The organism is Kribbella sp. C-35 (assembly GCF_046549195.1).
In the GTDB taxonomy this organism is placed as follows: Bacteria; Actinomycetota; Actinomycetes; order Propionibacteriales; family Kribbellaceae; genus Kribbella.
This window is the reverse complement of the sequence record NZ_JAJPWG010000001.1, coordinates 165,405-190,087: the sequence shown is the minus strand read 5'-3', so window position 1 is coordinate 190,087 and position 24,683 is coordinate 165,405. Positions and strand designations below refer to the sequence as shown.

At 69.7% G+C, this 24,683-nt stretch carries 23 protein-coding genes; 8 read left to right on the top strand and 15 right to left on the bottom strand.

Annotated elements, in window-relative coordinates; translation table 11 throughout:
- Window positions 1-263 precede the first annotated feature (263 nt).
- Window positions 264-689 (top strand): CBS domain-containing protein, encoded by a 426-nt coding sequence (locus ACLJOO_RS00960; protein WP_410784831.1) that lies wholly within the window; start codon window positions 264-266, stop codon window positions 687-689.
- A 60-nt stretch (window positions 690-749) separates the two neighbouring features.
- Here the strand turns inward: ACLJOO_RS00960 and ACLJOO_RS00955 are convergent, their stop codons facing one another.
- Genes ACLJOO_RS00955 through hisN form a run of 3 tightly spaced genes read right to left on the bottom strand, consistent with a single transcriptional unit; the run spans window position 750 to window position 4,202 of the window.
- A complete protein-coding gene (locus ACLJOO_RS00955) occupies window positions 750-2,099 on the bottom strand; it encodes a M16 family metallopeptidase (RefSeq protein ID WP_410784830.1) in 1,350 nt (449 codons plus the stop codon).
- Window positions 2,096-3,382 (bottom strand): M16 family metallopeptidase, encoded by a 1,287-nt coding sequence (locus ACLJOO_RS00950; RefSeq protein ID WP_410784829.1) that lies wholly within the window; start codon window positions 3,380-3,382, stop codon window positions 2,096-2,098. The genes ACLJOO_RS00955 and ACLJOO_RS00950 overlap by 4 nt, the downstream gene beginning before the upstream one ends.
- A 40-nt stretch (window positions 3,383-3,422) precedes the next feature.
- Entirely contained in the window at window positions 3,423-4,202 is a 780-nt protein-coding gene (gene hisN / locus ACLJOO_RS00945) for a histidinol-phosphatase (RefSeq protein WP_410784828.1), read from the bottom strand.
- Between the two features lie 147 nt (window positions 4,203-4,349).
- Between hisN and ACLJOO_RS00940 the strand changes: the two genes are divergently transcribed.
- The gene (locus tag ACLJOO_RS00940) at window positions 4,350-4,826 is read left to right on the top strand and encodes a DUF2231 domain-containing protein (RefSeq protein ID WP_410784827.1); all 477 of its coding nucleotides are present in this window, start codon (window positions 4,350-4,352) and stop codon (window positions 4,824-4,826) included.
- Here ACLJOO_RS00940 and rsgA read toward each other — a convergent pair.
- The 4 genes from rsgA to ACLJOO_RS00920 are packed head-to-tail and all read right to left on the bottom strand — an operon-like array spanning window position 4,823 to window position 8,513.
- The gene (gene rsgA / locus ACLJOO_RS00935; RefSeq protein ID WP_410784826.1) at window positions 4,823-5,833 is read right to left on the bottom strand and encodes a ribosome small subunit-dependent GTPase A; all 1,011 of its coding nucleotides are present in this window, start codon (window positions 5,831-5,833) and stop codon (window positions 4,823-4,825) included. The genes ACLJOO_RS00940 and rsgA overlap by 4 nt on opposite strands.
- Window positions 5,833-7,101 (bottom strand): 3-phosphoshikimate 1-carboxyvinyltransferase, encoded by a 1,269-nt coding sequence (gene aroA / locus ACLJOO_RS00930; RefSeq protein WP_410784825.1) that lies wholly within the window; start codon window positions 7,099-7,101, stop codon window positions 5,833-5,835. Before aroA ends, rsgA begins: the two co-directional genes overlap by 1 nt.
- Before the next feature lie 49 nt (window positions 7,102-7,150).
- A complete protein-coding gene (locus ACLJOO_RS00925) occupies window positions 7,151-7,723 on the bottom strand; it encodes a DoxX family protein (protein WP_410784824.1) in 573 nt (190 codons plus the stop codon).
- A 58-nt stretch (window positions 7,724-7,781) separates the two neighbouring features.
- Complete coding sequence (locus tag ACLJOO_RS00920) at window positions 7,782-8,513, bottom strand: DsbA family protein (protein ID WP_410784823.1); 732 nt, start codon at window positions 8,511-8,513, stop codon at window positions 7,782-7,784.
- Window positions 8,514-8,595: 82 nt separating this feature from the next.
- On the opposite strand from ACLJOO_RS00920, the gene ACLJOO_RS00915 reads away from it, so the two are divergent.
- The 3 genes from ACLJOO_RS00915 to ACLJOO_RS00905 all read left to right on the top strand — a co-directional run bounded on the left by ACLJOO_RS00915 (window position 8,596) and on the right by ACLJOO_RS00905 (window position 11,482).
- Window positions 8,596-9,432 (top strand): aminoglycoside phosphotransferase family protein, encoded by an 837-nt coding sequence (locus ACLJOO_RS00915; RefSeq protein WP_410784822.1) that lies wholly within the window; start codon window positions 8,596-8,598, stop codon window positions 9,430-9,432.
- Window positions 9,433-9,547: 115 nt separating this feature from the next.
- Window positions 9,548-10,216, top strand: coding sequence for a DUF4097 family beta strand repeat-containing protein (locus ACLJOO_RS00910; protein ID WP_410784821.1), 669 nt, complete (start codon window positions 9,548-9,550; stop codon window positions 10,214-10,216).
- A 39-nt stretch (window positions 10,217-10,255) separates the two neighbouring features.
- Window positions 10,256-11,482, top strand: coding sequence for a serine hydrolase domain-containing protein (locus ACLJOO_RS00905; RefSeq protein WP_410784820.1), 1,227 nt, complete (start codon window positions 10,256-10,258; stop codon window positions 11,480-11,482).
- Between the two features lie 50 nt (window positions 11,483-11,532).
- On the opposite strand, the gene ACLJOO_RS00900 is transcribed toward ACLJOO_RS00905, so the two are convergent.
- From ACLJOO_RS00900 to ACLJOO_RS00870, 7 genes are all read right to left on the bottom strand, one after another.
- Window positions 11,533-12,321, bottom strand: a complete 789-nt coding sequence (locus ACLJOO_RS00900) for an alpha/beta fold hydrolase (RefSeq protein WP_410784819.1) — start codon at window positions 12,319-12,321, stop codon at window positions 11,533-11,535.
- A complete protein-coding gene (locus tag ACLJOO_RS00895; protein WP_410784818.1) occupies window positions 12,318-13,034 on the bottom strand; it encodes an alpha/beta hydrolase in 717 nt (238 codons plus the stop codon). The genes ACLJOO_RS00900 and ACLJOO_RS00895 overlap by 4 nt, the downstream gene beginning before the upstream one ends.
- 126 nt (window positions 13,035-13,160) lie before the next feature.
- Complete coding sequence (locus tag ACLJOO_RS00890) at window positions 13,161-15,707, bottom strand: ATP-binding protein (RefSeq protein ID WP_410784817.1); 2,547 nt, start codon at window positions 15,705-15,707, stop codon at window positions 13,161-13,163.
- A gap of 12 nt (window positions 15,708-15,719) precedes the next feature.
- Window positions 15,720-16,943 carry a M20/M25/M40 family metallo-hydrolase gene (locus ACLJOO_RS00885; RefSeq protein ID WP_410784816.1) on the bottom strand — a complete coding sequence of 408 codons (1,224 nt, stop codon included), beginning with the start codon at window positions 16,941-16,943 and terminating at the stop codon, window positions 15,720-15,722.
- A complete protein-coding gene (locus tag ACLJOO_RS00880) occupies window positions 16,937-17,791 on the bottom strand; it encodes a phosphotransferase family protein (RefSeq protein ID WP_410784815.1) in 855 nt (284 codons plus the stop codon). Before ACLJOO_RS00880 ends, ACLJOO_RS00885 begins: the two co-directional genes overlap by 7 nt.
- 13 nt (window positions 17,792-17,804) lie before the next feature.
- A complete protein-coding gene (gene aspS / locus ACLJOO_RS00875; RefSeq protein ID WP_410784814.1) occupies window positions 17,805-19,088 on the bottom strand; it encodes an aspartate--tRNA(Asn) ligase in 1,284 nt (427 codons plus the stop codon).
- Window positions 19,089-19,336: 248 nt separating this feature from the next.
- Complete coding sequence (locus ACLJOO_RS00870; RefSeq protein ID WP_410784813.1) at window positions 19,337-21,640, bottom strand: sigma-70 family RNA polymerase sigma factor; 2,304 nt, start codon at window positions 21,638-21,640, stop codon at window positions 19,337-19,339.
- A gap of 274 nt (window positions 21,641-21,914) precedes the next feature.
- On the opposite strand from ACLJOO_RS00870, the gene ACLJOO_RS00865 reads away from it, so the two are divergent.
- Window positions 21,915-22,739, top strand: a complete 825-nt coding sequence (locus ACLJOO_RS00865; RefSeq protein ID WP_410784812.1) for a hypothetical protein — start codon at window positions 21,915-21,917, stop codon at window positions 22,737-22,739.
- A 60-nt stretch (window positions 22,740-22,799) separates the two neighbouring features.
- Here ACLJOO_RS00865 and ACLJOO_RS00860 read toward each other — a convergent pair whose 3' ends face one another.
- Entirely contained in the window at window positions 22,800-22,994 is a 195-nt protein-coding gene (locus ACLJOO_RS00860) for a hypothetical protein (RefSeq protein WP_410784811.1), read from the bottom strand.
- 165 nt (window positions 22,995-23,159) lie between these two features.
- Here ACLJOO_RS00860 and ACLJOO_RS00855 point away from each other — a divergent pair, with 165 nt between their 5' ends.
- Both ACLJOO_RS00855 and ACLJOO_RS00850 read left to right on the top strand, forming a co-directional pair.
- Entirely contained in the window at window positions 23,160-23,945 is a 786-nt protein-coding gene (locus ACLJOO_RS00855) for an SOS response-associated peptidase (RefSeq protein ID WP_410784810.1), read from the top strand.
- Window positions 23,946-23,981: 36 nt separating this feature from the next.
- Complete coding sequence (locus tag ACLJOO_RS00850; protein WP_410784809.1) at window positions 23,982-24,623, top strand: alpha/beta family hydrolase; 642 nt, start codon at window positions 23,982-23,984, stop codon at window positions 24,621-24,623.
- Window positions 24,624-24,683 lie beyond the last annotated feature (60 nt).

Sequence of the window (24,683 nt, the reverse complement as noted above, 5' to 3'; positions counted from 1 at the left end):
GCGGGCGATCCCCCCTCTTCACCGCCCCCACGATCGGTACCCTCCGACCGACCATGTGCACCCCTCCGCGCACACGCTCTGCGATCACCCTAAGTAGCGAACGCCCGGAGAACCACCCCCGAGCGCCAACTTGAGCGTTCAAACAGCTAAACGCCGCGGGCGTGTGGTCGCGAGGTGGACGGTTGTCCGTCGTTGTCACTGGGGGTGACCGGGGGAATGCCGGTACCTTGGGGTATTGGTCCTTCGAACTTGCAGGAGGCTCCGTGAAGATCAATGACGTACTGCGCGGTAAGGGCAACCAGGTCGTCACCATCTCCCCAGAAGCCACTGTCACCGAACTGCTCTCGCTGCTGGCCGAACGCAACATCGGTGCGGTCGTGGTCAGCGCGGACGGAGCGTCGGTGGACGGCATCGTCTCCGAGCGCGACATCGTCCGGCTCTGGAACGGTACGCCGGACGCGGGCCAGGTCCGGGTGAGCGCGATCATGACGTCCGAGGTACACACCTGTACGCCGGACGACCTGATCGACAACCTGATGCGGCTGATGACCGACCGCCGGATCCGGCACGTCCCGGTTGTTGTCGACGGCAACCTTGCCGGCCTGGTCAGCATCGGCGACGTGGTCAAGTCCCGGATCGGCGAACTCGAGTTCGAGACCGAGCAGCTCTCCAACTACATCAGCAGCTGACCGGGCGGATCCGCTGCCCCGACCGTGCCCGGGGCAGCGGACCTGATCAGCCCGGGTAGATCAGCTGAGTTCGGTGAGGTCGCCGAGGTCCAGGGGTTCGAGCTGAGGGCGGACGTCCTTGGCTTCTCCGACCACGACCACGAGCAGGCCGTCGGTGCCGACGTACCGGCGGTAGGCGTCGGTCGCCTCGGCGGCTGTGGTGGCGGCGATGTTGGTCAGGTACGTGTCGGCAAAGTCGATCGGTACGCCGTTCGCGATGTTGCTGCCGACCTGCTGGGCCACGGAGTCGGCCTGCTCGTAGCGCAGTGGTGCGGTGCGGATCAGGCTGTCCTTCGCCTCCTGCACCTCCTGCTCGGTGAGGCCGTCGCGGGCCTCTCGCAGGATCCGCAGCGCGTCACTGATCGCGGCGCCGGTGACCTCGGTCCGTACGGCGCCGCCGAGGCTGAAGGTCCCGCCCTTGCGGGGAGCCGCGAAGCTGGTCCGCGTCCCGTACGTGTACCCCTTCTCCTCGCGCAGCACGGTGTCGACCCGGGAGGTGATCGTCCCGCCGACCACGTGGTTCGCGACCGCGGCCGCACCCCACGCCGGGTCCCGCCGGTCCGGACCGGCGCACCCGATCAGCAGTTGGCTCTGCACCGAGCCCGGCCGGTCGACGAGCACGACCCGGTTGCCCGGCAGGTAGATCGGCTCCGGCGTCTCCAGCGCCGTACCGGCGGACGACGTCCAGTTGCTGAAGGCCGCGTCGATGATGCCGGCGACATCCACACCGGTCGCGTCGCCGGCGAACAGGATCTCGGCCCGCTCGGGGCCGATGTTGTTCCGGTAGAACTCAGCGACCTCGGTATGAGTCAGCGGACGGATCGTGTCCGGCCGGCCCGCGGTCGGCCGCGACCGACGCGTCGACGCGTCGAACAGATGCGCCGCGAACGCTTCCCGCGCCCGGTACCCGGCGTTGGCCCGCTCCTGGTTGATCTCGCCGAGCCGGATCGTCACGTGCCGCCCGACATCGGCCTGGTTGAACGCGGGCCGCGTGATCGCCTCGGCCAGCAGCTCGACCGCCGGCGCGAGATGCGACACCGGCACCGAGATCTCCACGTGCAGCGCGTCCGAGCTGACGTCGACGCCGTACGCCGCTCCGTGCCGTTCCAGCGCGGCGGCGAACTCGTTGGCGGAATGCAGTTCGGTGCCCTCGTCGAGCGTGCGCGACATGATCGTCGCGACGCCTTCGAGCTCCCGCGGTTCGGCGATCAGCGGCATCGCGATCGTGACCCGGACGGTGGCGACGTACTGCCCCGGACGGTCGAAGACGTGCACCGGTGCGCCGACGCTGGTCCGCGTGGTCACCGCCTCCGGGAACTTCCACGGACGCGGCGCGCCGACGGCCGGCGGGGTGGTCAGAACCTGGCTCACTCTTGCTCTCCTGCAGTCTCGGTACGGCGGTACGTGACCTGCACACGACCCTCGGCGCGGATCCACTTCTGCGCGGCCGCCTGCACCTGCTCGACGGTCACCGCCTGCACCTGGTCGATGCGGGTGTTGATCCGGTTCGCGTCGCCGAACAGCAACGCGTGATGCGAGATCTCGTCGGCACGACCCGCGCACGTGGCGAGCTGCTCGAGCCAGTCCCGCTCGGCCTGCGCCTGCACCGTGGCGAGCTCTTCCGCGGTGACACCGTCCGCGGCCAGCTTCTCGATCTCCTCGAGCAGCGCGTCCTCGACCTTCTGCAGGTCGATACCGTCCGACGCGATCCCGGTCAGCGTCCCGAACGACACCCCGCCGATCAGCGGCAGCGCGCCACCGGACACCGACTGCGCGATCTGCTCGTCGCGGACCAGCCGCCGGTTCAGCCGGCCGCTCTGCCCCGCGGCGAGGATGTCGAGCGCGAGCCCGGCCGCGTCCAGCTCGGGCGTCCCGTCGACCGGCAGCCGGAACATCATCGTGATCAGGTCGGACGGTACGTCGGACTCCACGTCGTCACGCTGGACGCCGGTCATCGGGCCGATCGTCCCGTCCGGCGCCGGTGGCGGCGTGGGGATCGCGGGCAGATGGCCGAAGTACCGCTTGGCGGCGTCGAACGCGTCCTCCTCGGACACGTCGCCGACGATCGTCAGGACGGCATTGTTGGGGCCGTAGTACTTGCGGAAGAACGCGTGCACGTCCTCCAGCGAGGCAGCGTCCAGGTCGGCCATCGACCCGATCGTCATGTGCGCATACGGGTGGCCTTCGGGGAACGCGAGCTTCACAAGCCGCTCGTACGAGTCGCCGTACGGACGGTTGTCGTAGCTCTGCCGCTTCTCCTCCTTGACCACGTCACGCTGGTTGTCCAGGTTCTCCTGGTTGACCGCGTCGAGCAGATAGCCCATCCGGTCCGCCTCGAGCCAGAGCGCGAGGTCCAGACCGCCGCTGGGCAGCGACTCGAAGTAGTTGGTGCGGTCGAAGAACGTGCTCGCGTTCAGGCTGGCGCCGGCGGTCTCCAGCAGGCTGAAGTGCTGACCCGAGGCGACGTTGCGCGACCCCTGGAACATCAGGTGCTCGAAGAGGTGCGCGAACCCGGTCAGCCCCGGTGGTTCATGGCGCGACCCGACGTCGTACCAGAGGTTGACGGCGACGATCGGGACGGCGCGATCCGAGCTCACGACGACCCGGAGGCCGTTGTCGAGCGTCTGCTCCGCGATGGGGTACGTCAAGGGCATACCGGCCACCATACGTGGTCGCGAAACCTCCCCGCCGAGGCTACGCGAGGCGCTTGAGGACCTCGTCGTGCAAACGGCCGTTGGTGGCGACGGCGTTCGGGCCGTTGGGGCCGGGGGCACCGTCGACGGAGGTGAACATGCCGCCGGCTTCGTCGACGATGATCGCCAGCGCGGCCATGTCGTAGAGGTTGAGCTCGGGCTCGGCCGCGATGTCGACGGCGCCTTCCGCGACCAGCATGTACGACCAGAAGTCGCCGTACGCGCGGGTCCGCCAGACCGATTCCATCAGGTCCGCCCACTGGTTCTTCTTGCCGATCTTCTCCCAGCCCTTGAGCGAGGCGTACGAGAGCGACGCGTCCTCGATCTTGCTCACGTCGCTGACTCGGCACGGCTGCGACGAGTGCAGCGCGCGGCCGGTCCAGGCGCCGTCGCCGTACGACGCCCACCAGCGCTTCCCGAGTGCGGGGGCGGAGACCACGCCGACGACGACCTGGTCCTCGATCATCAGGCTGATCAGCGTGGCCCAGACCGGGACGCCGCGGATGTAGTTCTTGGTGCCGTCGATCGGGTCGACCACCCAGCGCCGTACGCCCCAGCCGCTGGTGCCGTCCTCCTCGCCCACGAACGCGTCCCGCGGACGGGCCCGGGCGAGCGTCTTACGCATCACGTCCTCGACCTTCTTGTCCGACTCGCTCACCGGGGTGAGGTCGGGCTTGGTGGCCACGTGCAGGTCGAGCGCCTTGTAGCGGTCCATCGTGGTCGAGTCCGCGTCGTCGGCCAGGATGTGGGCGAGCCGCAGGTCATCCGTGTGCGAAGGCATGCCGGAAGGCTAGCCTGAACCGCTCCGGAGCGGACCGGGTGTCCGGGATCGATTGCGGATCGATTGCGGTGTGGATTGAACCGAATGCGGTCGTTGAACGTGCCATTAGTGTCTGATCACGTCACACGACTGCCATGGAGGCTGTCCATGTTCGAGCGCTTCGGGGACCTGCCGCTGCATGTGCTGGTGATCCACCTGACGGTGGTGCTGCTGCCCGTGGCCGCGCTGACCTTGATCGCCTTCGCGGTGGTGCCGCGGTGGCGCCGGCTGCTGCGCTGGCCGGCGCTGGTGCTCGGCGTCGGGACGGTGGTCTGCGCGTTCGTGGCGAAGGAGAGCGGCGAGGCGTTCGTCGCCGCGGTGCCGACGCTCGCGAAGGCGGTTGAACTGCACGAGAAGCGCGGCAACCTGCTGTTCTGGTACTGCCTGATCTTCACGGTCGTTGCCGTCGCCGCCTTCCTGCTGCTCGCCGGTATCAAGGGTGACAAGGCAACGAAGAGCCGACCGCTCGAGCTGCTGACGCAGGCCGCCGTCGTCGTGATCGGCGTACTGGTCATCTGGCAGACCATCCGCACCGGCGACGCCGGCGCGAAAGCGGTCTGGGAAGGGCAACTCCCGAAGAGCTAAGTAGGCTCGTCGGTCTCGCGCAGCTCCCGGCCTTCGCGGGAGGCCAGCAGCCGGCGGAACGAGTCGACGCGGGCGGCATCGGCGCGTCCCGCGGCCACGGCGTCGTCCAGCGCGCAATCGGGGGCGTCGGCCGTATGGGTGCAGCCCCGGGGACAGGTTTCGGCGATCTCGGCGAGATCCGGGAAGGCGTTGATCAGCTGTTCCGGATCGACGTGGGCCAGGCCGAAGGAGCGGATCCCCGGGGTGTCGATGATCCACCCGCCCTCGGGCAGCCGCAGCACCAGAGTGTTGGTCGACGTATGGCGTCCACGGCCGGTCACCACGTTGACGACGCCGATCGCCCGGTCCGCGCCCGGGATGAGGCCGTTGACCAGCGTGGACTTGCCGACACCGGAGTGGCCGACCAGAACGCTCGTACGGTCGTCGAGCTGCTCGCGGAGTTCGGTCAGATCGCCGCCCTGGTGTGTGGCGACCGACTCGACGCCGAGCGGGCGGTAGATCGAGAGCAGCGGGTCCGGGTCGGCCAGGTCGGTCTTCGTGAGGCAGAGCAGCGGGCGCATGCCGGCGTCGTACGCCGCGACCAGGAAGCGGTCGATCAACCCGGTGCGGGGCTCCGGGTTCGCGACTGCGACGACGATGACGAGCTGGTCCGCGTTCGCGACCAGGGGCCGCTCGACCGGGTCGTCGTCATCAGCGGAGCGGCGCAGCAGCGTCGTCCGAGGGAGAACCTCGACGATCCGGGCCAGCGAGCCCTCGTCGCCAGTGGCGTTGCCGTCGAGCTTCACCCGGTCGCCGACGATCACGCCGGTGCGGCCGAGCTGGCGGGCCTTCATCGCGGTCACCTCGCGCCCGCCGTCCGGATCCTCGACCCAGCAGGCATAGCGCCCGCGGTCGCGGGTGAAGACGAACCCGATCGCGGCGTCGTCGTACGAGGGGCGGTCCTTGGTCCGTGGCCGGGTGTGACGCCTCGGACGGTCGTACTTGGCCTCCTCGTCGTACCGCGACATCAGCCGGCGAGCTCCGACCACATGGCGGGGAATTCGGGCAGGGTTTTCGCCGTGGTGGCGATGTTCTCGATCTGCAGGTCGTCGACGAGCAGGCCGACGACCGCGGCGGCGTGGGCCATCCGGTGGTCGGCGTACGTGTGGAAAAGCCCGCCGTGCAAGGGCTTCGGCCGGATCGCCAGTCCGTCCTCGAGCTGCGTGACGTCGCCGCCGAGCGCGTTGAGCTCGGTCTCGAGCGCCGCCAGCCGGTCGGTCTCGTGGTTGCGCAGATGCGCGATACCCCGCAGGTACGACGGTCCGTCGGCGAACGCGGCCACCGCGGCGATCACGGGCGACAGTTCGCCGACCTCGCTCAGGTCGAGGTCACAGCCCTGCACCCGTCCGGTCCCGCGCACGGTCAAACCGTCCTCGGTGCGCGTCACCTCGGCGCCGAACCGCGTGAAGATCTCGGGCAGTTGACCACCGGGCTGCGTGGTCTCCGCCGGCCAACCGGTCACAGTGACAGAACCGCCGGTGATGACGGCCGCGGCCAGGAACGGCGCCGCGTTCGACAGGTCCGGCTCGATCGCGGTGTCCAGCGCCCGAACGGGGCCAGGGGCAACGACCCAGCGGTTCGGCTCCGCGTCGTCGACCACGACGCCGCGTTCCCGCAGCATCGCCACCGACATGTCCAGGTGCGGCTGCGACGGCACCGGCTTCCCGTCGTGCCGGATGTCGACGCCCTCGTCGTACCGCGCGCCGGCCAGCAGCAGGGCGGACACGAACTGGCTCGACCCGGACGCGTCCAGCGTCACCTTGCCGCCGCGCACCGAACCCGTGCCGGAGACGGTGTACGGCATCCGGCCGGTCCCGCCGTCGTCGATCTGTACGCCGAGGGTCCGCAGAGCGCCCAGGATGACGCCCATCGGCCGCTCCCGCGCGTACTCGTCACCGTCGAACGCGACCATGCCGTCCGCGAGCGCGGCCACCGGCGGGACGAACCGCATCACGGTGCCGGCCAGACCGCAGTCGACGTTCGCCGGGCCCTTGAGCGAGCCCGGGGTGACGGTCACCGTCGTACCGCTCTCACTGATGCCTACCCCGAGCGAGACCAGGGCGGACCGCATCAGCTCCGTGTCGCGGGCCGCGAGCAGGCCGGTCAGGTGCGACGGGCCGTCCGCGATCGCGGCGAGGATGAGCGCACGGTTGCTGATCGACTTCGATCCAGGCACTGTGACGGTACCCGTCACCGCTCCATCGACCCGCGGCGCCGGCCAGCCCTGCTCGCTCATCCCACTCCTCAGCTCAGGTTTTGTACGCCCTGAGCCTAGGGCATCGGGATCAGCTGAGCTCAGCCTTCGCGAGACGGGCGGCGTGCTTCGCCTCGCGGGCCAGCTGCTTCGCCTCCCGCTTGGCCGCCTTCGCGCCGCGCTTGGTCTCGCGCTTCGCCGCCCGCGCACCGTGCGTGGCGCGCCAGGCGACGCCCGGCTTGCCCTCGGTGTCGACCGCGGCGAGCAGCAGACCGCCGAGCAGACCCAGGTTCTTCATGAACTGGATGCGCTGGGCGCTCCGGGCTTCCTTGTCCTTCAGCTCCCAGAAGGGGTGCCCGGCGACGGTCACGGGGAGGAGCGTGGCCGCCAGCACGGCGGCTCCGAGGCGCCGGCCCTTGCCGCTCGCCAGCGCGAGCCCGCCGACCACCTGCACGACTCCGTTCAGCCGGACCAGGTTGACCGTGGTCTCGGGGATCCGGTCGCCGACCTGGGCCGGCGCGACCTTCTTCACCATCGGCACGAGCCGGTCCGTCACCGGCTGGGCCTTGGGCACCAGCGGCTCGGGGTTACGGATCGAGTTCGCGCCCTGCACGACGAAGATCATGGACAGCAACGGCCTGGCCAGTGCGCGCACGACAGTCATGCCTCCTTAATACACCACGTTTCGTGTGAGTTCCGGTACCCACCGCTGAACCTGGTGATCAGATAGGACACCCGTCCGGCCCGCACTCGACGTCACCGTCGGTGGTCGCGCCCGGTGCGGTGATGAGCGTCACCGGCTTGCGGTCCGCGTTCGCCCGGCGCAGGGCCTCCTTGAAGACGTCGACGGGCTGTGCGCCGCTCACGCCGTACTTCTCGTCGATGACGAAGAACGGTACGCCGTTCGCGCCGTACGCCAGCGCCTGTGCCTGATCCGCGGCGACGTCGTCGGTGTACGTCGTACTCGCGAGGACCTCACGCACCCGCTCGGCGGGGAGGCCGACCTCGGTGGCCAGATCGGTCAGCGTGGCGTGGTCACCGACCGGGAGACCGTCGGTGAAGTACGCCTTGAGGAGACGCTCCTTGAGGCGGCCCTGCGTGTCTGTGGGCACCTCACCGGCATCCGCGAGATCGCGGGCCAGGTGCAGGATGCGGTGCGCGTCGACGGTGTTGACCGCCTTCGCCTGGTCCAGGTGGTACTCGAGCCCGACCTCGGCCGCCACTTCGGTGACGTGGGCGTTCGCCTGCAGACCCCACTCGCGGCCGCGACCGTACTTCTCGCCGAGCCGCGTCGGCAGGTCCCGCGGGTCGTCGTTCGTCGACGACGGGTCGAGCTGGAAGCTGTGCCAGACGATCTCGGCGCTGTCGCCGCTGTCGGCGAGCGCCTCTTCGAGCCGCCGCTTCCCGATGTAGCACCACGGGCAGACGACGTCGGACCACACATCAATGCGCATAACTGTCGGCAACTGTCCGGTCTCTGGACCTATTCCCAACCAGCCGCCGATGTGACGCGTCTGACGGGCCGTGGATCTGAAAATGGACGACGAACTCGTGCGGACCCTGTTGAAAGCGCAGCACCCCGACCTGGCTGATTTGGAGCTGAAGGAGATCGTCGGCGGTTGGGGCAACCAGATGTGGCGCCTGGGCGACGACCTGGCCGTCAGAATGCCCCGCTTCAACCAACTCGCTGAGCCCCTTCGCAGAGAACACCAGTGGCTGCCCAGCCTCGCCGCCCAACTCCCGCTGCCCGTCCCGACCCCGGTGCACCTCTGTGAACCGTCGGACAGCTTCCCGCGCACGTGGCTGATCACCACCTGGGTGCACGGAGAACCCGCGGACCACGCGCCGATCACGGATCCGGCCGCTGCCGACGTACTCGCGGACTTCCTGAAGGCACTGCACACCGAGCCGCCGGCCGACGCGCCGGTGAGCGAACGCAGCACTCTCGCGCCGAGCCCCGGCTTCGACGAGGTGCAGGCGTACGTCGGCCGCGCCGACGAGATCCGTGCGGTCTGGGAGGACGCGCTCGCGGCGCCCCAGTGGGACAGGGCGCCGGTGTGGCTGCACGGCGACCTGCACCCGGCGAACGTGGTCGTTGCCGACGGCACGCTCGCCGGCGTCGTGGACTTCGAGGAGATCGGTGCCGGCGATCCGGCGAACGACCTCGCGGCCGCCTGGATCCTGCTCCCGGAGGCGGAGCGGTTCCTCGACGCCTACGGGGCGGACGAGGCGTCGGTACGACGAGCTCGCGGCTGGGCCCTGACGCGCGCACTGTTCCTGATCGCCATGGGCATCAACGGGGAACTGGGCAAGCCGGGCGGGAAGACCCACTGGGGCCCGATCGGCCACGCAGCGCTCGACCGGCTGCTCTGATCGATCGCGTCAGTGGGGGTGTCAGTGGCCGTGTCAGGGCCGCGGCGGTTCGGTGTCAGCGCCGGCCTGGATCTTGGTGTCAACAACCAGTCGAACACACCAGGAAGGCACCACAATGCCGAACTTCAGCACCCCCGAGCCGATCTCCGCAGTCCTCGACATCCCCGCCGGACGCATCCAGCTCGTCGCCGCCGACCGGGCCGACACCGCCGTTGAGGTGCTCCCCGCGAACGCCTCGAAGAGTCGCGACGTGAAGGCGGCCGAGCAGACCACGGTCGAGTACGCCGACGGCGTCCTGCGGATCGCGGTCGTCACGAAGAACCAGTACTTCGGACCGTCCGGAGCCGTCGCGGTGACAGTGCAACTGCCGGCCGGTTCCCAGGCCGAGGTGAAGGCGGCCAGCGCCGACCTCCGGGCGACCGGACGCTTCGGCGATGTCGTCATCGAGAGCGCTCAGGGTCCGATCGACCTCGAGGACGTCGCGAGCGCGCGGATCACAAGCTCCGCCAGTGACGTGTCCGTCGGCCGCCTCAACGGTCCCGCGGAGATCCGCACCAGCAAGGGCGACATCCGGATCGCCGAGGCCGTCCGCGGCGCCGTCGTACTGCGCACCGATGTCGGCGAGGTCGAGATCGTCGCCGCCGCCGGAGCCTCGGCCACGCTGGACGCCGGCACCGCCACCGGCCGCATCACCAACGCGCTCAAGAACAGCGAGGGCGCGGGCGCCGAGCTCACGATCCGCGCGACCACCTCGGTCGGCGACATCGTCGCCCGTAGTCTCTGACCCGCAACCTGAACGTTTCAATGCGAAGGAGCATCACCAATGTCAACGACTCCCTCCGGCTTCACCGAGGCCGGGTTGCGCCGACTGCACGACGTACTGGCCCGGCACGTCGACTCCGGGAAGATCCCCGGCGTCGTCGCCCTGGTCAGCCGCGGCGACGGTGAGCCGTACGTCGAGACGCTCGGGACCATGCGCCACGAGGGCGGCGCGCCGATGCAACGGGACACGATCTTCCGGATGGCCTCGACGTCCAAGCCGGTCTCGGTGTCGGCGGCGATGGTGCTGCTCGACGAGTGCCGGCTGCGGCTCGACGACACGGTCGAGCCGTGGCTGCCCGAGCTGGCCGGCCGCCAGGTGCTGAAGCGGATCGACAGCCAGGTGGACGACACCGTGCCGGCCAAGCGCCCGATCACCGTCCGGGACGTGCTGACCTCGACGTTCGGGCTCGGCATGGACATGACGATGATCGGTACGCCGATCATGGCCGCCTTGTTCGAGCAGGGCATCACGCCCAACGGGCCGGTGCCGATGCCGGAGCAGGACGAGTGGATGCGCCGCCTCGGCACGCTTCCGCTGATGTACCAGCCGGGCGAGCGCTGGCAGTACCAGATCAGCAGCGACCTGATCGGCGTCCTCGTCTCCCGGGTCACCGGTCAGTCGTACGACGAGTTCCTGCAGGAGCGGATCTTCGGGCCGCTGGGTATGAAGGACACCGGGTTCTCGGTGCCCGCCGACCAGCTGCACCGGCTGCCACCGCTGTACGCGCCGGACCCCGCGACCGGCGAGTTCCAGGTGTGGGACGAAGCGGAGGGCGGCCGGCACAGCGCTCCGCCGGCGTTCCAGGGCGGTGGCGGCGGGCTGAACTCCACCGCCGACGACTACCACGCCTACTTCCGGATGCTGCTGAACCACGGCGTACACCAGGGCGAGCAGATCCTGTCGCGGCCCGCGGTGGAGCTGATGACCTCCAACAGCCTCACGCCAGAGGTCCTGGCGGCACGCGAGGCACTGGCCCGGGACAACGTGCACATCTCCTTCGGCCAGGGGCAGCAGGGCGGCTGGGGCTTCGGGATGGCCGTGCGCACCTACCGGGGCGACTACGCGCCGGTCGGCCAGTTCGGCTGGGACGGTGGCTCCGGTACGTCGACGTACGCGGACCCCGTCAACCAGGTCGTCGGCATCGTGCTCACCCAGGTCGGTACGACCGTGCCGTCCGCGATCCAGCTCCACAACGACTTCTGGACCACGCTCTACCAGGCTCTCTGAGAGACCTCGTCGGCCGGACCGCTGCACTGCGGTCCGGCCGGCGTTCTGTTTCAGCGGGCGGCTTGCTCGATCACGCGGGTGACGGTGCCCGGCTGGGAGAGAGCGACCAGGTGGGACGCTCCGGGGACCTCCACCGTGGTGGCGTGGGCGCGGTCGGCCATGAACCGCTCGGCGGCCGGTGCGATCGCGTGATCACCGGTCGGGATCACGGCGTACTTCGGGAGCGATGCCGGAGCACTGGCCGGGACCTTCTCGTCGAAGACGGCTGCGTTGACCGGTCGCTGCGAGGCGCCGAGTACGGCGGCCTGACGCGCGGGCAGGTCGGCCGCGAACACCTGCCGGAACGACTCCGGCTTCATCACCAGGTCCACCCCACCGGGGTAGCTGATCGCGTTCGTCGTGTCCGGACCGATCTGGCTGCCCGGGTACTGCGAGTTCAGCGCCCCGATCGTCTCACCGGCCTGAGGGATGAAGGCGGCGACGTACACGAGCGACTTCACGCCGCTCGTCCCGGCGAGCTGGCTGACCAGCGCACCGCCGTACGAGTGGCCGACGAGCACCTTCGGGCCACTGATGTTGTTGAGCACGCCCTGCAGGTACGCCGTGTCCGACACGATCCCCCGCAGCGGTACGGCGGGTGCGACCACCGTGTACCCGTCCCGCTGGAGCCGACTGGTCACTTCGGACCAGCTGGCGCCGTCGGCGAACGCACCGTGGAGCAGGACGATAGTGGGCTTCGGCTTGTGCTCGGTCTGAGCGCTCGCCGTGGTGATGCCGGTGACGGCGAGGATCGCCGTAGCGGCGACTGCGACCAAGTGCCTGAGTTTGATCGGCTTCATCGGTTCGCACCTGCCTCGACAGCGCTCGCGATGAAGTCGGCGACGGCCTTCGGCTGCGAGACCGCGACCGCGTGCGAGCCGTCGACCTCGATCGTGGTGGCGTTCGCGCGGGCGGCCATCGTGCGCTGGCCGTCCGGATGGATCGCCTGGTCACCGGTGGCCACCAGGTCGTAGACCGGGAGCCGCTTCCAGCTCGCCGTACCGGACTTCTCCTCGAACGCGATCGCGGCGATCGGCCGCTGGGTCCGGCCGAGCTGCTCGGCGTTCTCGACGTCCGCAGCGAACAGCGCCGGGAACTTGGACCGGTCGATGCTCAGCCAGGTCTCCTGGCCGCCGTCGCCGGTAGGCAGCTGGTGCGGGACGAGGCCGGCCGCGAAGTCGTTGGCCGGGAAGCTGCCGAGCAGGTCCTGCAGGCTCTCGCCCTCCTCCGGGACGAACGCGGCGACGTACACGAGTGCGGAGACGTTGTCGGCCTGGTTGGCGGCCGCGGTGATCACGGCACCGCCGTACGAGTGCCCGACCAGGACGACCGGGCCGTCGATCTCGCGGACCTGGGCGGCGACCCGACTGCCGTCGAGGGCGGGCCCGCGCAGCTCGTTGGCGACCGCAATCGCCGGGATGCCACGGCTGGTCAGCTCGCCGATCACACCGTCCCAGCTGCCGTTCTCCGCAAACGCCCCATGAATCAGGACGACGGTGGTCTTGTTAGTCATCTTGCTGTTCCCTTCTCGGTTGGCTTGCTAGAAGGAAACCGCCCAGGCCCGCTCCGACGGATCGAGCGAACACGTGAACCTGTCAGCGCGGCCTCAGGTGCTCCGACCGGCCGCTGCACCCGAATCTCATGCGTTCGGGGGAGGGGCGAACCGTTCCAGCACCAGCCGGGTGAGCTGCACCCGCGAATTCACCCCGAGCTTGCCGAACACGGCCCGCAGATGCGTCCCGACCGTGCTGGCCGACACCACCAGCTCCTCCGCGGCCGACCGGTTTGTGTGCCCCTCGGCGACGAGCAAAGCCACCCGCCGTTCCATCGGCGTCAGCGACTCCCAGCCTTCCTGAGCCCGCGGCGGTACGGCGGCCCAGCGACGCCGTCGTACGCCGGCCGCCTGCAGCACCGCCTGGATCCGCGCGGCTGGAGCTGTCGCGCCCATAGCCGTCAAACTGTCGTGTGCTCGCTCCAGAGCCGGTACGCCGGTCTTGCGATCACCGGCCTCCAGAGCGGCCCGGCCGTAGCGCTCCTCGACCTGTGCGAGCAGCAACGGCCGCTGCGCCGTTCGAACGACCTCCAGCGCCGCAGCCAACTGCTGGACGTCGTCGCCCGCTGTCACCACCGCGAGCGCGCCACGGCTTGCTGTGGACTGGGACAGCTCGTCCACGGCATTGGCTTCCAGCAGTACGCCGACGCGCTCCGGAAAATCCCGTGGTGCCGCAGCCAGCCGGCGGACTGCGTTGGTGTCGCCGTCCGCGATCGCCAGCAGTGCACTGATCGTCGGATCGCTGCCGGCCAGTTTGCGTGCCTGCGTGAGGTGACCGCGGAGCAGCGCGACGAGGGCGAGTACCTGGTCCGCTGCCGGGGCAAGCGACCGGTTGTGCAACTGGTCCATCCAGCGCAGACCGGCGTGCGCGGCGTCCTCTGCTTCCTGCAGGTTGCCGGACGCGTACTCGAGCCGCGCATGCAGCACAGCGAGCTGTGCAGCGGCCCAGGAGGAGCCTGCGGTCATCAACTCCCGCACACGCTCCAGTGCACCGGACAGATCGTCTGACTCGGCTCGGCAGTACAGCTCGCCCACCTCGACCAGCGTGGGCAGCAAGCTCCCCAGACCGGGCTCCACCTGGCGTGCCGCGGCGTACAGTTCGCGTGCGTCGGCGTACCTTCCCTCTGCCTGCGCCTGCTCGGCTGCAGCCACCTGTTGGAGCGCCTGTGCGATCGGGTCGGTTGCTGTGCCCGGAGCCTCCGCGCCGGCCAGTGCGCGGTGGCCGGCAAGCCGTTCGGTCAGGTGGGGCGCAGCGCCCGGGATGGTGAGCTCTCGTACGTCGAGACGCCGGTGCGGCGCCAATTGCAGACGGATCGTTGCGTGCAGGTCCGGGGTGATCGGTCCGTGGTAGAGCGCCGTACCGCTGAGCAGGTCGTCGGCGAAGGTCTTGGCGCGGTCGTACTGACCCGCGGCGAGCAGAATGCTCACCACGTCCACACCGACCTCAGCGCGCAGCGGATCGTCCACCCGGGTCAGGTCGAACGCCTCCTGGATCAGCTCCGCGGCCGTGATCGACATGGTCGCCAGCAGGTCCCGCGCAGCCTCCCGCAACGTCGCGACCGCCCTCGTGTCGCCGGACTGCGCGACCGCGAGGACATGCGGCGCAGCAGCGGCCGCACCACGCCCCGCGGACATCAGCTGATCCGCGATCGCGCCGTGCAGCGCCCGCTGAGCAGACGGCGGCACGTCGGCCAGCGCGGCGGACCGCAGCAGCTCGTGGCGGAAACGCAGTACCGAGCCGGCGTCGGTGAGCAGACCGGCCTGGATCGCCTCCTCCAGCGGTGCAGCGAGTCGGGCAACCGGCGTGGCCATCAGTACGGCGACGTCTTCGAGGCGGAACTCGCTGCCGAAGACAGCGGCTGTGCGGATCAGGTCCCGGCTGGCCTCGGACAGCTCGCTGGTACGACGGCGGACACCCTCGACCAGACCGGCGGACAGGTCGCTGTCACTCAGGTACAGACCTGCGATGAGCTGCTCAGCCAGAAACGGGATGCCCTGGACGCCGGCCAGCTGAACCGCGAGCGACGGGTCGACAGGATGGTTCAGACGGTCCGCAGCCAGATCCTGGATCGCGTCCGTGGTGAGGGGCGCCAGCGGGATGGTGTGCACCGGTACACCGACCGCCTCGATCAGCTGGTCGGTCGTCCCACCAGGGCTCGGACGGGTCGCGAGAAGCCAGAGGAGGTTCGCTGCGGGGAGACGGGCGACCACAACCCGCAGCACGAACGCACTGAGCGGGTCGGACCACTGGGCGTCGTCCAGCACGATCAGGGCGCGGACACCGGCGAGACGGCGGCCGATGAGGTCGGCCAGGCGTTCGGCGAGCCAGAGCGGCTGGGTGTTGAGGCCGGCGAGCTCCAGGAACTCGTCGGTGCCGATCAGCGGCTCCGTGCCGGCCCGGAGCGCAGGTGCGAGTGACGCGAGCGGACTGATGTTGTCGGTCTGGTGCGCGGCCGCACTCGCTACCAGGAAGCCCTGCCGCTCGGCCTGCTCCACAGCAGCCGCCAGCAGCGCCGACTTACCGATGCCAGGCTCACCGCTGACCACGGCCAGCGAAGCCTGTCCGTTGCTTGCTGCTCGCAGCGCGTCCAGGAGCTTGCCGAGCTCCTCGGAGCGTCCCCGCAGCGGCATCATGGTGGATTTGTATCAACCGCAGCGGCGTACAGCCAGCAGGGCATACGTACGCGCGGCATCCAGTACGTCGGCCAGTACGACGTGCTCGTCCGCGGCGTGTGCGTAGCGGACGTCGCCTGGCCCGTACTGCAGCGTGGGGATGCCCGCTGCGGCGTACTGGCGTAGATCGGACCCGTACGGCGCTCCCTTGACGTCCGGCACCGGGCCGCCCGTGTCGGACACGGCTTGAAGGGTGTCGGCGAGGAGTGGGTCGCCCTCAGGCAGCAGGCCGGAGGCGAACTCGCCGCCGGGCCAGCTGACCGTCACCGGGTGCTCGCGGAGCCAGTCGTCCTTCAGGCAGGCCTCTGCGATCGCGGTCTCGAAGGCGGTCCGCGCGTCGGCGAGTGATTCACCGAGGCGTACGCCGTACCTGCCCTCGGCCACCAAGTGGTCGGGCACGGTGCTCGCCCAGTCGCCGGCCGCGATGGTGCCGACGGACAGCGGGTTGGCGAGGTCGAGGTGGGCCAGCAGCGGATGCGGGTCGCGGTTGCGCTCGCGTTCGAGCTCCTGCAGCGCGGTCTGGATCACGGTGAACTTCTCGATCGCGCTCACCCCGCGGCTGCGAGTCGATCCGTGCGTGGCGAGTCCCGGCACCTCCAGCCGGAAGGTCAGCGAGCCGGCGTTCGCCGGGATGACTGTGCCCGCGGTCGGCTCTGCGATCAGGCAGGCCTCGCCGCGATGGCCGCGGCGCAGGGTCGCGAACGCGCCGACCCCGCCGTCCTCCTCACCGATCACGGTGTGCACCGCCAGCGGCTTCCGCAACCGAATGCCCGCGGCAACGATCGCCGCCACCGCGCCGAGGATCGCCGCGACACCGCCCTTCATGTCACACGTCCCGCGGCCCCACATCACGCCCTCCTCGATCCGGGCGTCGAACGTGCCACCCGGCACCACATCGACATGACCGTTGAAGATCAGCCCCGGTTTCGCATCGCCGCCGAGCACGCCGACACAGCCCCACGCCTCGTCGCGCTCGACCTCCATCCCGGGGAACCCCGGATCGTCCGGCGCCAAATCGAGCCGCCAGTGATCCACGGTCAGCCCCAGCGCTTCCAGTCGCGCAGCACACCATGCCTGTACGTCGACCTCGGCCGCGGTCCCGTCCACGCTCGGGATCCGCACCAGCTCCCGCAGTTCCGCAACGATCCGCTCGTCGTCGACCGCATCGAGAGCGGCCCGCTCCACGTCGCTCAGCATGCGCCCATCATCTCGAGCAGCCGCCGGCCGCCGTGATTCACCCGCTCCGGCGAGTACGACCGCTCGTGGACGAACTCCGCGACACTCGCGAACGCCGCCGCCGCGCACACCGCGACCGCGGCCCGTCCGTTCGCGCGCAAGGCCGCCTCGAGGAACAGCTCGTCGACGCCGGCCTCGGCACCATCCCTTGCAGCGGACGTCGCCAGCCCGACGAGGTCGTATGCACGCGCGCCACCGCCGGCTGCCTCGATGTCCACGATCCCGGTGATCCGCCCGTCGTCGACCAGCAGGTTGCCCATGTTCAGGTCACCGTGCACGAGATCGTGGCGCGGCAGCTCCTCATCGCTATAAGGCCGGCACAGTTCGCCGTACAGTTCGAGGAGCTCGGCGGTCTCACCGTCGTACGCCTGCACTCGCTCCCAGACACCGTCCCAGCCGTCGAAGACGACGCCGCTCGACCACCCCGACCAGGTGACCTCGTGGTCCTCCGGGAGCAGGTCCCGCTGGAGCTCACAGATCTCGATCAGCTGCCGAGCAAGGCCGTCGTCGAGCTTCGGTGGGCTGCCGGGAACGAGCTCCTGCAGTTGGTACGGCGACCCGGCGGCGGTCGTGCCGACGGCGAGCCAGGCAGGTGTGGGGTAGCCGACGGCGCGAGCCCGGCGGACGAGCTCGGCCGCCTTCCGGACCCGCGGTGCCCACCCGGGGTTGTCGGTCCACTTCAGAACCACGCCGCCGGTCAGTTCGTACGCCGTCGACTGGAGTCCACCGGTCAGGTGCCGCACGACCTGATAATCGGTGCCGAGGGCAACGTTCAGCTCGGCGACAACTGACTCGGTGCTCTCTGTCATGATGAACGAGCCATCAGGGCGTCAGCCGGTGCAGGTCGCGGGGGAAGAGCGTGACCTCGCGGACGTTCTCCGCCCCGGTCAGTCGCGCCACGAACCGCTCCAGCCCGATCGCGAACCCGCCGTGCGGCGGCATCCCGTGCTTGAACGCCTGCAGGTACGAGCTGTACGCCGGAGCGTCCGCCGACTCGCCGCGCGCCTCGAGAGCCGCGACATAGTCGCTGTACCGGTGCAGCCGCTGCCCGCCGGTGACCAGCTCCATCCCGCGGAACAACAGGTCGAACGAGTTCGACCAGCGCGGGTCCGACGGTTGCGGATGCGTGTAGAACGGCCGCTTCACCATCGGGTAGCCCTCGACGGCGACGAAGTCACTGCCGTGCTCCCGCAGCGCCCACTCGCCGACCGCACGCTCGTCGGCGGGCGCGAGGTCCGGCTCCTCCGGGTCCGCACCCGCGATCTTCAACGCCTCGCTGAAGTGCAGCACCGGTACGTCGACCGGAATTTCCGGCAGCGAAACCTCGAGCCGCTCCAGCGCGCCACCGGCCCGCTCGCCGACCGCCGACAACATGCCCGCGATGGCAGAACGCAGTACGGCGAGCACGTCGCGATGGTCATGGATGAACCCGAACTCCGCGTCCAGAGACACGTACTCGGCCAGGTGCCGCACCGTGTCGTGCGGCTCGGCCCGGAACACCGGACCGACCTCGAAGACCCGCTCGAACACGCCGACCATCGTCTGCTTGTAGAACTGCGGCGACTGCGCCAGGTACGCCGGGCCGCCGAAGTAGTCCAGCGCGAACACGTTCGCCCCGGACTCGGTCGCCGTACCGACGATCTTCGGCGTCTGGATCTCCGTGAAGCCCTGACCGTCCAGCGCGGACCGGAACCCGTGCAGCGCGGCCGCGGCGATCTCCCACCCGGCACGAACGACCGGATGCCGAAGCGCAACCGGTGCGTTGTCCAGTACTACGGGAAGCCCCGCGCCGACTGTCGGCCGCCAGAGCTCGATCGGCGGTGTCGCGGCCGGTTCGGTCAGCGGCTCGATCACCGGGTCGACGATCTCGGCGCCGCCGGGAGCCTGCGGGTTCGCGGCGACTGTGCCGGTCACCTGAACGACAGTCTCTTCACCCAGCTCGTCCAACTGGGCCTGAGAGCCCTTGACGACGATCTGGGCCAGGCCGGACCGGTCGCGCAGGATCAGGAAACTGACGGCGGCGAGCCGTCGTCTTCGGTGCACCCAGCCGGCCACCGTGACGGTCTGGCCTACTGCTGAGGGGATCTCATGGCTGAGAATTCGCATGCTGTTTTCACCTCCAGGTTGTTCTCGAACCCCGGAGGTGTGGGCGAAGGGGAATCTCGCGGTGCCACCACACCTTCACCGAGCCACAACAGCCCGGCCTCTTGCACAACAGTCGCTCAGGAGTGTCTTCACGACCGCTCCACGCATCGCCTTCCCAGCTACCGGCGACTCTCTCTGACGTGGTGTACGGCGCTACTTGTCTCCCTCAACACGAACATCACCAGGATAGGGGACCCGGCAACCCCATTTCATCGCCGGGACGTCGACGGTGGAATCTGAGCGGTGTCGGTGTCCTCGCGGCCGCCGACGCGAGCGTGGACGGTGATGGCGTTGCTGGAGCCGTTGCCGGGGAGCCAGGCGTTCCACTCGGAGTTCAGCGGCTTCTTGTAGTTCTTCGTCGTACAGGTCGCACGGCGGATGTCGCTGGTCCGCTCGCAGGTCCAGCCCACGTCGAACGACGGCAGGAAGATCAGGTTGCGTCCCCACGAGATGTCGAGCGTCACCGTCCGGCCCTGTGCGCCGTTGACCTTCAAGAACCGGTTGTAGACGAACGGGTTCGGGTCGGTGTGCGGCGTCGGCGTGAGGATCTGCAGCAGCGACTCGTCCTGCTGGATCGCCGGCAGCACATCGGAGTCGGTGTCGCTGACCAGGTCCGCGGTCGCCGCCACGGTGAACGTTCGCGCCGCGTCCGACGACTTGTCCGGTACGTCGAAGTTCGCCGCGAGCGGAGCGGGCTTCTCCGGGTTGGTCGCCGTACACGTCTTGGTCGACCGGGTGCACTTCCAGCCGGCCGGGTTCGCCGCGATCGGCCACTCGAGTGCGCTGCCGTACATGAGCTTCAGCGTGACGCTCTTGCGGTTGGTGCGCGGGGCAACGGTCAGGATCCGGTGGTGGACGTCCGGGTCGGCCTTGCCGTCGAGGATCTTCAGCAGGTTCTCGTCGGTGGTCGGCTTCGCGTCCACGGTCGCCGAGTCGTCGTCGTACAGCCGGCCGGTCTTCGCCGAGACGGTGAAGGTGCGATCGGCGGTCGAGCCGCCGGTCGGGGCGTCGAACGTGACCGCCAGCGGCTTCGGGTTCACCGGGTCGCTCGCCGTACACGAGCCGGACGCCTGGGTGCAGGTCCAGCCCGCCGGGTTCGACGTCAGCGGCCAGTCGAGCTCGGCGCCGTACTTGAGCCCGATCACCACCGGGTTCGCGTTCCCGGCCGGGGTCTTGATCGTGATCACGAACCGTACGCCGGCGTCGGCCTCGGCCTGCGTCGATCGGGTCTCGAGCACCGGGCTGCCGCCGCCGCGCGGGATGCTGATCGTCACCAGACCCTCGTCGAGCACCGGAGTGGTCGGGGTCGGCTTCGGCGGCGTCGGCGTAGTGGGAGGCGGCGTCGGGACCGTCGGCGTCGGCGTGACACTGGGCTGCGTCGGCGCGGTGGTCGGCGCGGTCGTGGTCGGAGCCGTCGGTGCGCTGGTCGGGGCCTGCGTCGGATTGGATGCCGGCGGCTTGGCCGACGGGGGTTTCACCGGCGGCTTGACCGGCGGCACGGTGGGCTTCTGCGCGGGCGGCTGGGTCGGCTGCTGCGTCGGCTGCGTCGACGGCTGGTTGATCGCGGCCGGGGGAGTGTCGTTGCCGGTGAGCGCCATCGCGGCGAGTACGGCGGCGATCGCGACGACCACGACCGCGCCGCCGCCGACGGCAGCCCGGGTGCTGTTCTCGGTGACCTTCTTCCAGCCGGTGACGAAGAAGCCGACCAGGCCGACCTTGGCGCCCGAAGCGGCGGCCAGGTAGCCGATACCCGCGGTGCCCAGCAGGGCCGGGGCGAGCAGCGCCGGCAGCGCGCTGTTGACCTCGACGAGCTCGAGGTACACCGCGGTGCACTTCGCGCAGTCGTCCATGTGCTCGCGGACGTTCCGGTTCTCGCGCTTGGTCAGGCCGCCGCGGACGTACGCGCCGAGGCGCTCGGTCGTCCAGCGGCAGCGGTCTCCGGCGACATCGGCCAGGTGCTGCTGCAGGTACGCCTGGCGCAGGCCCTCGCGGGCCCGGTAGGCGAGCGCGGACACGCCGTTCGCAGTCAGACCGAGCAGGGGAGCGATCGCGGCCGGCTTCTCACCCTCGACCTCGGTGTGCCAGAGCACCGCCTGCCAGCGTTCCGGGAGACTGGCGAACGCCTTCGCCGCCGCACCGCTCTCGAATCCGGTGACGGTCGGGTCGTCGAAGGTCTCGGGCTCCCGCTCGTACGACGCGATGTCGTCGGTGGTCTGCACCTTCTTCCCGGAGCGGATCCGGTCGACGTGCACCCGCCGTACGGTCGTCAGCAGATAGGCGCGGAAGGAGACGTCCGGTCCGCCGCCGGCCCGGAGCGCGTCCAGGACCTTGGCGAACGCGTCACTGGCCAGGTCGTCGGCGTCGTTGGCCGGGACCAGCTGGCGCGCCATCCGCTCGGCGGCGTGGTGGTGCCGCGCGTACAGCTCGCCGTACGCCTCCAGGTCGCCGTTGCGAACGCTCGCGATCAGCTCGGCGTCGCTCAGCGGATCGGGCTGGCCGTCCGGCGTCTCCATCCATCTCCCCCGTGGGCTGTGTAGCAACTCTGTGTGCGGCAAGGTGACGATCCGTCACTAGTTGCCGGAGACAAGGCTCCCACGTGGGACGGAGGTTCGCATCTTTCCTGACGCGGAATCGTGCTCCTTTCCTGACGAGAACACCAGCCCCGAAGTTACGCCCGAAAAAAGTTCTGCGAATCCGCGTCATGAACCGCGGGCAGCGCTGTCTCTTCGGCGTACGACGCTTCCGGCCGACCGGTCGGGAGACTGACGGGGCTATTCGAGGAGGGCCATGTCGCTGTTCGCGGACATCCGCAGACGGTTCGATTTGCGTCCGGCCAAGTCCCTGAACCTGGCGGGGTCGCTCGCCCGGACCCGGCCGGAAGCGTCGTCGACCACAAGCACGGGGGAGCAACCGCGCGGCCGGAGGGAGCCGCACGGCACAGCTGGCATCGACCACAGCGCCTATCTCGCGATTGCCGAGGCGCTCCGGGACGGTGCCGATGTCGTGCCTGCATCGGACGAGACCGGACGCCGCCTGGCGGCCGACGGCATCTCGCTGGTGGAGGCACTTGATGGGCTGAGTGCGTTGTACCGCTCGATCGCCGGGGGCGAGCCGGCTTTCGCCGCGGTACGCGCACTCAGTTCCAGCTGGGCCGAGGCGTCCTTGGTCTACCTGCACTCGCTGTCCTGCGAGGACCCGCTGACCGGGCTGTCCAGCCTGGCGCACCTGCGGTCCCGGCTCGGCGAGCTCTACCGAGAGGCGGAACTCCGTGGAACTTCCGTACCGCAAACCCACGCACTGGTGGTTGTCGAACCGCTCCATCCCCCGGGTACGTCGCCGTTCGACCGCGAGCTCACGCTCGTCGACGTCGCGGAGTGCCTGCGGATCGTCTTCTGCGGCGGTGACGTACTGGGCCGCGTCGGCTCACGCCGCGCGGCGGCGCTCGTCGGCCGCGACCCGAACCTGCCGGAGCAGGTCGCGACGGTACGAGCCCTGATCACCCAGTGGCGGCTGGACACCGACGTACCCCAGCTGGCCCGGATCTGGATCGAGGGACTGCCGGGGAGTGACGAGATGGCCGGGAGGTTGCTCGACGAGCTGGCCAGAACCTGAGACCTGCGTCCGGACGCCTACAGGGGGGCGGCCGGGCGCATCAGTCCGGCGGCGGATCGCCTAACACGGGGTGGGCGATCCGCCGCCGCTTGCCGTCAGCAACCGGTCGACGAGTTCGCCGTACGTGATCCCCGCGCCCTTCGCGGCGACCGGGACGAGGCTGCCCGGGGTGAGTCCGGGCAGCGCGTTGATCTCCAGGCAGTACGGCGTACCCGCTCGGCGGCTCAGCGTACATCCGTTGGCGCAGCAGAGCACGGTCCGTCGGCGCCGGGGGCTCCTTCGGCACGGGTACGACGGAATCGCCGGCCGCCACCGGATCAGCCAGCACCGGTTCCTCCGCGGCCGTCGTGTTCCTCCTACGTCTGGTAGCTGTCCGTGGTTTGACGCAGCAGACGCCGGGAATCGGCCTAGGCTGGTGGCATGTGCGGTAGGTATGCGTCCAGCCGGGAGCCGTCCGATCTCGTCGCGGAGTTCGAGATCGAGGCGGGCAATGTGCGTGAGACGGTCGAGGAGCTCGGCGAGAACTACAACGTCGCGCCGACCAACCAGGTGGTCGCGGTGGTCGAGCGGAAGAACCGCGAGCAGCCCGACGAGACGATCCGCAAGCTGACCACGGTCAAGTGGGGGCTGGTGCCGTCCTGGGCCAAGGACACCTCGATCGGCTCGCGGCTCATCAACGCCCGGATGGAGACCGTCGCGGAGAAGCCGGCGTTCAAGAAGGCGTTCGCCACCCGCCGCTGCATCCTCCCGGCCGACGGCTACTACGAGTGGTACACCGCCGAGGAGAAGGTGAACGGCAAGCCGGTCAAGCAGCCGTACTTCATCCACCCGCCGGACGGCAGCATCCTGTCGATGGCCGGGTTGTACGAGATCTGGCGGGACAAGTCGGTCGAGGACCCGGACAAGGACGAGGCCTGGCTCTGGACCTGCACGGTGCTGACCACGTCGGCCACCGACGACCTCGGCCGCATCCACGACCGGATGCCGCTGCTCGTCGAGCGCGAGCGGTACGACGCCTGGCTCGACCCGCTGTCCTCGGACACCGACGACCTGCTCGAGCTCCTGGTCCCCGCCGCACCCGGCCGCCTCGAGGCGTACGCCGTGTCGAAGGCGGTCAGCTCCGTGAAGAACAACGGCCCGCACCTGCTCGATCCGCTGCCGCCCGACGGCGAGGACCCGCAGGACAGCCCGACCACTCTCTTCTGAGTTTCGTGCCCGCTCTTCACCGGTCGTGATGACAGGATGGGCCGGGTGACCGACGAACGGATTGTGGCGACGCCGCACGGAGAGGCCCGGATCGTGGCGCACCGCGCCCGGCGACCGGTGGCGACGCTGGCCCTGGGTCACGGCGCCGGGGCCGGGATCGAGTCGGGTGACCTGACCGCACTGGCCGCCCGGCTGCCGAAGCAGGACATCAACGTGTTCCTGATCGAGCAGCCCTGGCGGCGTGCCGGCCGCAAACTGGCGCCCGCGCCGAAGGTGCTCGACGAGGCGTGGATCGCGATCATCGGACAGCTCCGGGTCCGTACGCCGCTGGTGATCGGCGGCCGTAGCGCGGGTGCGCGGGTGGCCTGCCGCACCGCGAGCAGCTTGGGCGCGTCCGGCGTACTGGCGATGGCTTTTCCGCTGCACGCGCCCGGGAAGCCGGAGAAGTCGCGCGTGGACGAGCTCCAGGCGGCCGGGCTGCCGACGCTGGTCGTCCAGGGGGAGCGGGACCCGTTCGGTACGCCGGAGGAGTTCCCGCCGCTCACCGAGATGGCCGTGGTGCCGGACGCCGACCATTCCTTCAAGGTGCCGAAGCGGGCGGAGCTGGACCAGCAGGAGACGTACGACCTGCTGGTCGAAGCCGTGTTCGAATGGGTGAGCCGCGAGGTGTCCGGATAGCGGTACGCTGACCGGGAATGCACCTGCTGCCGGGCGTGTTGTGACACACATGATGGCCAC

Coding starts and splice junctions, on each gene's coding strand:
- ACLJOO_RS00950 (WP_410784829.1), bottom strand. CDS start 3,382: ATGCCCTTGACGTACCCCATCGCGGAGCAGACGCTCGACAACGGCCTC.
- hisN (WP_410784828.1), bottom strand. CDS start 4,202: ATGCCTTCGCACACGGATGACCTGCGGCTCGCCCACATCCTGGCCGAC.
- ACLJOO_RS00940 (WP_410784827.1), top strand. CDS start 4,350: ATGTTCGAGCGCTTCGGGGACCTGCCGCTGCATGTGCTGGTGATCCAC.
- rsgA (WP_410784826.1), bottom strand. CDS start 5,833: ATGTCGCGGTACGACGAGGAGGCCAAGTACGACCGTCCGAGGCGTCAC.
- aroA (WP_410784825.1), bottom strand. CDS start 7,101: ATGAGCGAGCAGGGCTGGCCGGCGCCGCGGGTCGATGGAGCGGTGACG.
- ACLJOO_RS00925 (WP_410784824.1), bottom strand. CDS start 7,723: ATGACTGTCGTGCGCGCACTGGCCAGGCCGTTGCTGTCCATGATCTTC.
- ACLJOO_RS00920 (WP_410784823.1), bottom strand. CDS start 8,513: ATGCGCATTGATGTGTGGTCCGACGTCGTCTGCCCGTGGTGCTACATC.
- ACLJOO_RS00915 (WP_410784822.1), top strand. CDS start 8,596: ATGGACGACGAACTCGTGCGGACCCTGTTGAAAGCGCAGCACCCCGAC.
- ACLJOO_RS00910 (WP_410784821.1), top strand. CDS start 9,548: ATGCCGAACTTCAGCACCCCCGAGCCGATCTCCGCAGTCCTCGACATC.
- ACLJOO_RS00905 (WP_410784820.1), top strand. CDS start 10,256: ATGTCAACGACTCCCTCCGGCTTCACCGAGGCCGGGTTGCGCCGACTG.
- ACLJOO_RS00900 (WP_410784819.1), bottom strand. CDS start 12,321: ATGAAGCCGATCAAACTCAGGCACTTGGTCGCAGTCGCCGCTACGGCG.
- ACLJOO_RS00895 (WP_410784818.1), bottom strand. CDS start 13,034: ATGACTAACAAGACCACCGTCGTCCTGATTCATGGGGCGTTTGCGGAG.
- ACLJOO_RS00890 (WP_410784817.1), bottom strand. CDS start 15,707: ATGATGCCGCTGCGGGGACGCTCCGAGGAGCTCGGCAAGCTCCTGGAC.
- ACLJOO_RS00885 (WP_410784816.1), bottom strand. CDS start 16,943: ATGCTGAGCGACGTGGAGCGGGCCGCTCTCGATGCGGTCGACGACGAG.
- ACLJOO_RS00880 (WP_410784815.1), bottom strand. CDS start 17,791: ATGACAGAGAGCACCGAGTCAGTTGTCGCCGAGCTGAACGTTGCCCTC.
- aspS (WP_410784814.1), bottom strand. CDS start 19,088: ATGCGAATTCTCAGCCATGAGATCCCCTCAGCAGTAGGCCAGACCGTC.
- ACLJOO_RS00870 (WP_410784813.1), bottom strand. CDS start 21,640: ATGGAGACGCCGGACGGCCAGCCCGATCCGCTGAGCGACGCCGAGCTG.
- ACLJOO_RS00865 (WP_410784812.1), top strand. CDS start 21,915: ATGTCGCTGTTCGCGGACATCCGCAGACGGTTCGATTTGCGTCCGGCC.
- ACLJOO_RS00855 (WP_410784810.1), top strand. CDS start 23,160: ATGTGCGGTAGGTATGCGTCCAGCCGGGAGCCGTCCGATCTCGTCGCG.
- ACLJOO_RS00850 (WP_410784809.1), top strand. CDS start 23,982: ATGGGCCGGGTGACCGACGAACGGATTGTGGCGACGCCGCACGGAGAG.